The 8786-nt window shown below is 60.6% G+C and carries 7 protein-coding genes; all 7 read right to left on the reverse strand.

All coding sequences use genetic code 11. The annotated features are described in order from the left end of the window. Nucleotides 1-664: 664 nt before the first annotated feature. The gene (locus NFU08_RS20675) at nucleotides 665-1492 is read right to left on the reverse strand and encodes an IclR family transcriptional regulator (protein WP_285835616.1); all 828 of its coding nucleotides are present in this window, start codon (nucleotides 1490-1492) and stop codon (nucleotides 665-667) included. A gap of 414 nt (nucleotides 1493-1906) precedes the next feature. Then, on the reverse strand, nucleotides 1907-2215 hold the full coding sequence (locus NFU08_RS20680; protein ID WP_251425927.1) for a YciI family protein: 309 nt from the start codon (nucleotides 2213-2215) through the stop codon (nucleotides 1907-1909). Nucleotides 2216-2225: 10 nt separating this feature from the next. Continuing rightward, on the reverse strand, nucleotides 2226-3575 hold the full coding sequence (locus NFU08_RS20685; protein WP_251425929.1) for an MFS transporter: 1350 nt from the start codon (nucleotides 3573-3575) through the stop codon (nucleotides 2226-2228). 33 nt (nucleotides 3576-3608) lie between these two features. Then, entirely contained in the window at nucleotides 3609-5132 is a 1524-nt protein-coding gene (locus NFU08_RS20690; RefSeq protein WP_251425931.1) for an FAD-dependent oxidoreductase, read from the reverse strand. After that, a complete protein-coding gene (locus NFU08_RS20695; protein WP_251425933.1) occupies nucleotides 5129-5884 on the reverse strand; it encodes an SDR family oxidoreductase in 756 nt (251 codons plus the stop codon). The genes NFU08_RS20690 and NFU08_RS20695 overlap by 4 nt, the downstream gene beginning before the upstream one ends. A 14-nt stretch (nucleotides 5885-5898) precedes the next feature. Then, nucleotides 5899-6843 (reverse strand): dihydrodipicolinate synthase family protein, encoded by a 945-nt coding sequence (locus NFU08_RS20700; RefSeq protein WP_251425935.1) that lies wholly within the window; start codon nucleotides 6841-6843, stop codon nucleotides 5899-5901. Nucleotides 6844-7321: 478 nt separating this feature from the next. Continuing rightward, nucleotides 7322-8632, reverse strand: coding sequence for an MFS transporter (locus NFU08_RS20705; protein WP_309296851.1), 1311 nt, complete (start codon nucleotides 8630-8632; stop codon nucleotides 7322-7324). Between the last annotated feature and the right edge of the window lie 154 nt (nucleotides 8633-8786).

The following is an 8786-nucleotide window of genomic DNA, read 5'->3' on the forward strand; positions in this document are numbered from 1 at the left end:
TGATCGATGATCTCTCCCGTCACAGGATCGATCATCACCCCTGCCATCTCGGACGTGGACTCTGACACGGCCGTCTCCTTTCGGATCAGGCCGGACTCCACACACCGTTATTCAGACAGTCCCCTTATGTCCGAGCCAGCAGGTTGACGGAATCTTCATTATCGGCTTATTGAAACAGGCGGGGGAGCGGCGGACAAAGCGGCTCCTCGTGGTTGGTGGGGAATTGAGTTGATGCCGTTAAAGACAGAGCCCATGGCCCTGCTGGATGCCAGAAGCGCTCCCCGGAATGGGGAGGTTTCGCTCACTGGTGACACCGGAAACGGGAAGAAGATCGCTACCGGGGCGGCTAAGTCCCTCAAAGAGACCACCTTGATTTGGGCGAAAGGCTCCAGCCAGTACCCAAACCCACTGCCGGTGGCCACCCGTGCGGAGTGTTAGCGTGGTCGCCGGTATGGGACGGGTGGTCTTCCAGGAGCCTCCCGGCGGGCCGGCGCCGAGCGCCGTTGATCACGTCGTGCGCCGGCTTGTCTTCGGCCGTGGACTGCTCGGATACCAGCTCGAACCGATGAAGCCAGCTGTCACCAAGTCGTATTCGTAGAACCCCGTACTCGCTCCGGGCGCGAGCAGCTGATTACGCGCTCCTAATAGGTGCGGAACGCAATTTTCAGATAGGACGACGGGGTCCGCGCGATCTGATCGCGGGGTGATGAGGATTTCCCAGATCTGCTGATGCGTAAGAAGCATGCTGAAACATCAATGCGGCGACGCGCGGCACGTCCCGATGGGTGATCCGTTGCGCTGCCGATACGAGGGTGAGCGCAGCGGTAACTTGACCTGTGTGATTGCGGATCGGTACGGCAAAACTATTGAGTCCGACTTCTTGTTCCTGCCAACACGCTGCGAATTCAGTCTCTCTTATTACCTCAAGTTCCCTTGTGAGCAAACCTGAGTCACATATCGTGTTCGACGTTCGGCGTTCCAAACCCTTGGAGATGACGTGTTCGATGAATTCCGGCGGCTGGAAGGCTAGGAGTAGCTTCCCCGAAGCCGTCGTGTGTAAAGGTGCGCGCCGGCCGGGCGTTGCTATCATTGTGAAGGTCAGGTCCGACTGGCTGCGGTCAAGGTAAAGAACTTCTTCGCCTTCAAGAATCGCGAGAATTGACGCTTCAGAGGTAGCCTCAGTGAGGTTATCGAGGTGGTGCCGGACGGCACGCGTCAGGTCAAGCGATTCAACAACTGCGCCGCCCAACTCATAGAGGCCCCAACTCAGGCGGTAGCGATTTTCTGAATCTCGTGCGACAAACCGCTCATCTTCAAGAGTATGCAACAAATGGTAAGTGGAAGTCTTGCTCAGTCGAATCCGGGCGGCGACTTCACTGACTTTCAAGGGTCTGCTTGCCTCTCTCAACGCTCGTAGGGCTGACGCGGCATGGATAACTCCACGAACGCGTCGTCCCTCAGATGCCGCGGTTCCCTGCTCACTATTGTCCATGTCGTCAGCGTATAGCTATTGTCAGTAACGAACTATTGCTGGGTCTGTTAGCGAAGATGTTGTCCTTCCTAGGCGCGCTGGTGATCTGTGCCTTTGGCCTCTCGGCACCTTTACCCCGCCAGGACGAGGAAGACGCGGGTGATGTGGCCCAGAATCTCCTGCACCGCGTGGTGCCTGCACGTGCTTGTCCGGCACCCGGTCGTTGGGCCCGGCACAATACGTTGACGAAGTACCTTCACCACCTCCTGCAACCGGGACAAGGCTGGATCTTAGAGTTTGCCGGGGCAGGGGCGCCGCCTCTGCTGCGATGGCGCCATCCTTCCGCCGCGGTGAAAGGTGCTTTGAAATATTTGTCTGGGACCACCGAAAACTCGTGGTCCCAGACTCACTTCTGCGTCGAAGACAACTACACCATCACCGACCGGCTAAAAAGGCACTGAACTCTGGGGACCGCCGTGTTCCTTCACTGGGCACGATCTCGACGATGTCGTAGGTGGCCAGCCCATCACGGACAAACGGATCAGAGTCGCAGATCAGCTGAGCATCCTCAGGATCCTCCGCAAGGAACACCATAGCTCCGCCCACGGGCGGCGCTTGCCGCCCGGAGACAAGCGTCCGCCGTGATTTGTATCCGTCCACAACCCAGGCGACGTGTTCGCCAAGGGTGGCTTCGATGACATCGATCGGTGCGGTATAGGTTGATGTTGCGATGAAGAGCCGCACAATAATTCTCCTATCGTCGGGCGCGACGTGCGGCGTCGGTCTCGACCCGGTCGAGGTCTGCTCCGCGCGGTTCGCGAACCAGCGCGATACACAGCAGGCTTAGCGTTGAGATCGCCACTAGGAAAACCGACACCGCCCAGGGATTTCCGTCGTTCACCGACACCAGCCAGGTGGCAATGACTGGGGTGAATCCGCCGATGAGCACCGCCGGGACCTGATAGGCGATCGAGACGCCGGTGAAGCGGACCGAGGTATCGAACAGCTCCGAGAAGAAAGCGGGAAGGACACCGGCGATCATTCCGACTGCGATGCCGTATAGCAGTACGATTGCGATCCAGGTGAGGCCAAGCGATCCTGTGTCGACCAGCCAGAAGAAGGGGAAGGCCAAGAGGAGGATGAGGAGCGCTCCGGTGAGCATCACCGGCTTGCGCCCCACTCGGTCGGATAAGGCTGCAGCGGCAGGCCAAGCGATGAAGGCTACCGCGGCCGCCAAAGCTACACCTGACAGCACGGAGGCTGCAGGCAGGCCGGCCTGCGTCGTGGCGTACGAGATAACGTAGGTGATCGCCACGTACGAGGCTGAGAACAGCGTGGCCGCGGCCCCGGTTGCCAAGAGGATCGTTCGCCAGTAGCCGCGGAATGCTGCCGCGACTGGGAGCTTCTGAACTTCTTCGCTGTCGTCTTGGATCTGACGGAATGCGGGCGTCTCTACAATTCGTGCACGAATGTAGAGACCAACGAAGATCAGCACGAAGCTCAGGAGGAAGGGTACCCGCCAACCCCACGCCTCGAACTGGTCAGCGGGTAGCAGCGAAACCACGGCGAAAACGCCGGTCGCGAGGAGAAGGCCCCCGACGTTGCCTGCCTGGGGCAGGCCGCCAAAGAAGCCACGATGCTTGAGTGGGGCGTATTCCACGACCATGACGGCTGCACCGCCCCACTCGCCGCCGACGGCGAACCCTTGTAGCAGCCGCAAGACGACCAGAAGGATGGGAGCCCAAATCCCGATCTGCTCGTACCCAGGAAGCAGGCCGATGCCGACAGTCGACAAACCCATGATCATGAGGGTGATGACGAGCACTCGTTTGCGGCCGACTTTATCGCCGAAGTGGCCGGCGACGATGCCCCCCAATGGCCGGGCAAGGAAACCGACCCCGAAAGTGGCAAAGGAGGCAATGAGGCCGGTCGTCGGATCAGCGTTGGTGAAGAATAGCTTGCTGAACACCAGAGCTGCCGCGGTGCCGTAAATGTAGTAGTCATACCATTCGACGAGCGAGCCGACGAAGCCGGCTCCGGCGGCCCGCCAGACGGTGGAGCGTTCCACTGGTGGAGTGGCTGCCGCTTGCAGTTTTTCAGACATGATTCTCCTCGTTGAGAACGGATTGGGATGTGGCTATCGGGTCGATGGAGCTTCAGTTGGCTCCACGTGTGAAATCTCAGAGGATGCCGCGTTTACGCCTGCGATGCGTCCAGACACGATGGCCCAACCGATATGGGTTCCATGACCGTCCAGGAGAAGTCCGCCCTGACCGACTGACCCTGCGGCATATAGTCCGGGGATGGGTTTCTCGTCGTTGTCGAGTACTCGGAAGCTCGTATCTACTGCGAGGCCGCCGTCAGTGACGTTGATCCAGTTCATTGCCGGCCCGAGGGCGACGAACGGCGGGCGAAGAACTGCCGAGCCGGCGACCGTACGATCTGCTGCGAGGCGGGCGTTGTGAGCGGCAACCGCTTCCCGGAGCGTCACCGGGTTGACGTTGATCTTGCCCGCGAGCTCGTCCAGCGAGCGTGCCTGATGGTACACGTCAGGCCGGCTCCGTCGGTAATCATCCAGGTAGGCGTATGCCATGCCGGTCGCGGTTGATATGAACCTGGGCCACCCCGAGAACGATTCCGCTGATGCGCCGTCGAGGATGAAGAATACGTCACCACGGCCTGTGATGCTCGATGAGACGGTGCCCTCGACCTCGATCAGGTCGCCCGCCCGATCGATGATCGCTCCTGCTTCGTTGAGGAAGGTGTCGCTTGGGGCGAGGTTGGTGGTGAGGAATTGCATCATTACGCGCCGAAACAGCCATGCGGGGGCCAACTTTGCGCCGATTTTGAGAACGGACGCAAGCGCTGGGATAGGGGGAAGCCGCGCGATGAGGGTTTTCTTTGGTGGTGCAATGAAACGAACCATCGGCCCTGCGGCAATGTCGCCGTTGAGGACGACGGCTCCTACTTCAAGCGCCATACGGTGTCCATCGCCTGTACTCCCCGGGTTCGGTGCTTTGACGTCACGCGCGTGCGGTCCGATATATGCGGCCTTCATGTTTGGGTCTGAGCTGTAGTCACCGGAAGCCAGGATCACGCCATGTTTAGCTCGGACCTCGACCACTTGTCCCGCTGTCTGGGCACGCGCACCAACGACGATGCCGTCCTCGACAACAAGGGAGGTCACCTTGGTGTCAGTCTGGATTTCGGCGCCTAGGTGCTGGGCTCTGCGCGTCAGCGCACGGCCGTAGGCTCGCGAGTTCGGGAGCACGTTGTGCATGCGGTTCCGTCGATGGGGTGGCTCCGGGAAGGGGCCGAGAAACCGGACGCCCATTCCACTGAGCCAGTCCACGGCTTCCCCGCTGTGCTCGGTGAGGATTCGTCGAAGCTCGAGGTTGTCGGGACGGTCGGAGGCTGCGAACAGCGGAAGATCATTGAAGAAGTCTTCAGGAGTGTCGTGCACTCCCGCCTTCTTCTGAATTCTTGTGCCTGCGGCGGCGATTGAACCCACTGACCAATTGGCGGTGGTTCCGCCAATTGAGGAGGACTTCTCTAGCACGAGAGTTATCGCACCCAGCGATGCAGCCTCAATTGCAGCGGAGAGTCCCGCTCCGCCACTCCCGACGATGAGGACATCCACCGTTCGGTGGGTGGCGCTCATGCTGCCGTCATCCCGCCGTCAACGGTCAGCAGCGACCCGGTGGCGAACGACGAGTCATCAGAGGCGAGGAAGAGCATCGCGGAGGCGATCTCTTCAGGCCGCCCCAGGCGTCCGATGATCTGGCGCTGCGCAATAGTCTGTCGGAAGTTTTCGGGGTCGCCCGATCGTGCAGCGATGTCGTCGTGGTAGGGGGAGTCGATCGTGCCCGGGCAGATCGCGTTGATCCGGATGTTCTCGCTGGCATGGTCAACGGCCATCGACTTCGTCAGTGAGGCGACAGCACCCTTGGTGGTGCAGTAGGCGGCACGATTTGCGATGCCAACGATGGCTCCCGTCGAGGCGGTGTTGACGATGACACCGCTTCCCTGTCGGATCATCTGCGGGATCGCGTACTTGGAACCGAGGAACACGCCGCGCACGTTGACGGCCATGATCCGCTCCCAGGCGGCAAGGTCAGTGTCGAGGACTGTGCCTTCGAAGCCATAGCCAGCGTTGTTGACGAGGATGTCGAGGCGACCGAACTCCCTAACGGTGTCATCGATCAGCGCACGGACGCTGTCCTCGTCCGCGACGTCTACGGCGTGCGCGACGGCTGTTCCTCCTGCCTCCACGATCGTCTCAGCCGTTTTCTCTGCGTTGTGCAAGTTCAGATCCGCGACGATGACCTGTGCGCCTTCGGCTGCGAACAGCTCGCATGCGGCGCGTCCGATACCTGATCCACCGCCGCTGATGATCGCTACTCGATGGTTCAACTTCTGTCCCATGTCTACTTGTTCTCCAGTTCCATAGAAATTCCCGTTTCCTGTGCAGCCACAGCCAGCACCTCGCGCTCTTCGTCACTGATGGGCACGTACGGTGGCCGGCCCAGTGCGCAATCGAACTCGTCAAGCAGATTCAGCGTGGTCTTCATCCGGTTGTGACCGTTAACGAAAGGGTCCTTGTAGATACGGCTGGTGCTGGCGTAAAGCCGGGCAGACACAGCCCGTGCCTCGCCGAGATCCCCCACTTGCATCGCACGGAAGAGAGCGACGTGCAGCCCCGCAACGATGCTGCCATGACCCGAGAGGATGCCGTCGGCGCCCACGACGAGCGAAGGGAGCAGGGCCTTGCTGAAGCTACTAAGGACCGAGATCTGCTTGTCGAGTTGTTTCAACTCCCGGTAATTGCGCTCGTAGGTGATGATGTCGTTCGACCACTCTTTGACGGCGATGACGTTGGGCACCTCTGCACAGATGCGCACAAGATTATCGGTCGGGATGTGCAGGCCGGAGAAAGTCGGGTAAACGAACACGATCATTGGCAGCGTCGTTGCCTCGGCAATATCAGAGAAGTAGCCGGCCGCCATCGCGGGCAGTTGGGCGTGGCCCATGTCCCATGTGGCGGGCGGGAAGATGAGCAGGGCATCTGCTCCCGCCGCTTCGAAGCGGCGCGCGCGCTGAGCAGCCCGTGCGTTGGCGGTGTCGTAGATTCCCGCAATCACCGGCACCTGTCCAGCAACCTCGTCGATTACCAGGTCGAGCAGCTGACCCTGCTCGGCGTCGCTGAGTGAGGCGACCTCGCTGGCGTGGGCAACGGTGGTGATTCCTGTCACACCGTCGGTGTCGACAAGGCTGCGGATATGGCGCCGTAGGCCGACCTCATCGATCCCCAATGACTTATCGAACGGAAGTAAATGCGCCGGGATCACGCCGCTAAGTGTTTTGAGTATCAAGGTTGCTCCTTTTGCACTAAATGCTGACAAGGGACGAGTGTGGCACCGGTGAGAGCAGCGGTCTATAGCTATAGGATTCTGCTGTTAGCAATACGCTAGCGCCCTGACCAGACCTAGCCGTCGTTCGCCCCAAGCTCCCGTTACGGGGTTGAAAAATTTGGGGTGACTAATCAACTGCACTACATAATTTCTGGCTACGCTGTTGGAAGAGAAGCAGTTCGTCCCCGAGACGAGGGCGAAGTCCTCCCCTCTTAGCTCTGGGGCTCTTATAACGGAGCTTTCGTGGATTCTTACGATCTAGCGTCTGTAGTGCGGAAGTGACCTTGAAGCGCTCAGTGGCGGGAGATCCGGTGCTCGTTCTGGCACAAGAAATTGACGCTGCCCTACCTCATTCGAGCCAGATTGAGTCGGCTTTTACTAAGTTGGCGATGCCGATGCACCCGGAGATAGGTCCACGTCGGTGTGAAGAGCGGCGGAATCAGCTTCGAGGCGGTGGCACCTTCTGCTTCCCCGGGTGGGCTATCTGGGTGCTTGGTTGTTGTGCTGGGCCAGGTTCCCCGGCACGGTTTCGGTCGCCTATCAGGCGGTTGCGGCCGGACATTACGGCCGTGGCGCACAGGATGATCATGAGTGCGGCGGTGATGGTCAGCGGGAGCGTCCAACTGCCACTGACGTCGCGTAGGGCGCCGAAGGCCACTGGCCCGGCGGCAGCGATCGCGTAGCCTACAGACTGCGCCATTCCGGAAAGTGATGCGGCCTGCTCGTGGTGGGCGGTTCGCAAGCTGAACAGGGACAACGCGATCACTATGAGGCTTCCGGAGCCCGCGGCGCCGATCACGGCCCAGAGCGGGGAGAGTTGTGGAGCCAGGGCGAGCCCGGCGTAGGAGCAGAACGCGAGGATGCTGCTGCCCAAGGCTACCGGCCTCTGGTCCGCGGCGTGGTGCAGCACTATGCCGGCGGCCAAGCTTGCCAACACTCCGACCAGTAAGAACACCGAGGTGTGCAGGCCCGAGGTGGCTGCCGGGATTCCGTGTTCATGTTCGATTGCGGGCAGCCATGTGACCATTACGAAGAACGCCAGGGACTGCAGTCCCATGAAGAGTGTGATCTGCCAGCCCAGTGCAGACTTCCACGGTGAGTGGAAGCCCGTGTGCTGGCATTGAAGCTCGACGGTGATGGGATCCCGGGTCCGGAGCCGTGGGAGTAGGATCGCCAGTGCGATCAGGGCCAGCCCGGCCCAGACTCCCAGGGCCAGCCGCCAACCGTAAATGGTTGCCTGGGCAATAGGAACGACGGCGGCGGCGCCGGCCGCGGACACCGCGCCTTGAACGGCTGTGTAGATTCCAGTCACTTGGCTGATCCGTGATGGGAGTTCCCTCTTGACCAGTGACGGCAGCAACACGTTCAGGAAAGCGATGCCGGTCCCTATCAGTACGGTGCCTGCCCAGACGGCAGCTTCCATGGGGACGGTCCGGCCAAGGATGCCTGCCGCGAGCAGCAGCAGTGCGAGCCACAGGGCCCGGTCTAGGCCGAGCCGCCGCGCGATGCCCGGCGCCACGGGGGAGAACACCGCAAAGGAGATCAGAGGCAGACCGATGAGCAGGCCCGCGGTGCTGCCGGACCAACCGAACTCGGCACCGATGTTGGAGAGCACTGGGCCCACGCTGACAAAAGCCACCCGCATGTTTACGGCGATAAGCAGAATGCCTAGGAACGCTACGCCCAACCGCGCTGTGCGCAACGTCTTTGTTTTTCCAGTCACTGGCATCTGGCCCACCCGCCTCCGCATCCGGCCGCAAAAATGGGATCGGCTCCCATACTGAACTGCTCCCCGAAAGTTGGACTGAGAAATCAGTTCTTACTTTCGGGGAGCAGTTTTATGCAGGACAGTAGTTCGTTATCTGAGGAACAGCGCGAAGCCGCGATAGCGTTGTTCGAGAATG

Source organism: Pseudarthrobacter sp. NCCP-2145 (assembly GCF_023708005.1).
Lineage (GTDB): Bacteria > Actinomycetota > Actinomycetes > Actinomycetales > Micrococcaceae > Arthrobacter > Arthrobacter oxydans.

Coding starts and splice junctions, on each gene's coding strand:
- NFU08_RS20675 (WP_285835616.1), bottom strand. CDS start 1,492: ATGGACAATAGTGAGCAGGGAACCGCGGCATCTGAGGGACGACGCGTT.
- NFU08_RS20705 (WP_309296851.1), bottom strand. CDS start 8,632: ATGCGGAGGCGGGTGGGCCAGATGCCAGTGACTGGAAAAACAAAGACG.
- NFU08_RS20690 (WP_251425931.1), bottom strand. CDS start 5,132: ATGAGCGCCACCCACCGAACGGTGGATGTCCTCATCGTCGGGAGTGGC.
- NFU08_RS20685 (WP_251425929.1), bottom strand. CDS start 3,575: ATGTCTGAAAAACTGCAAGCGGCAGCCACTCCACCAGTGGAACGCTCC.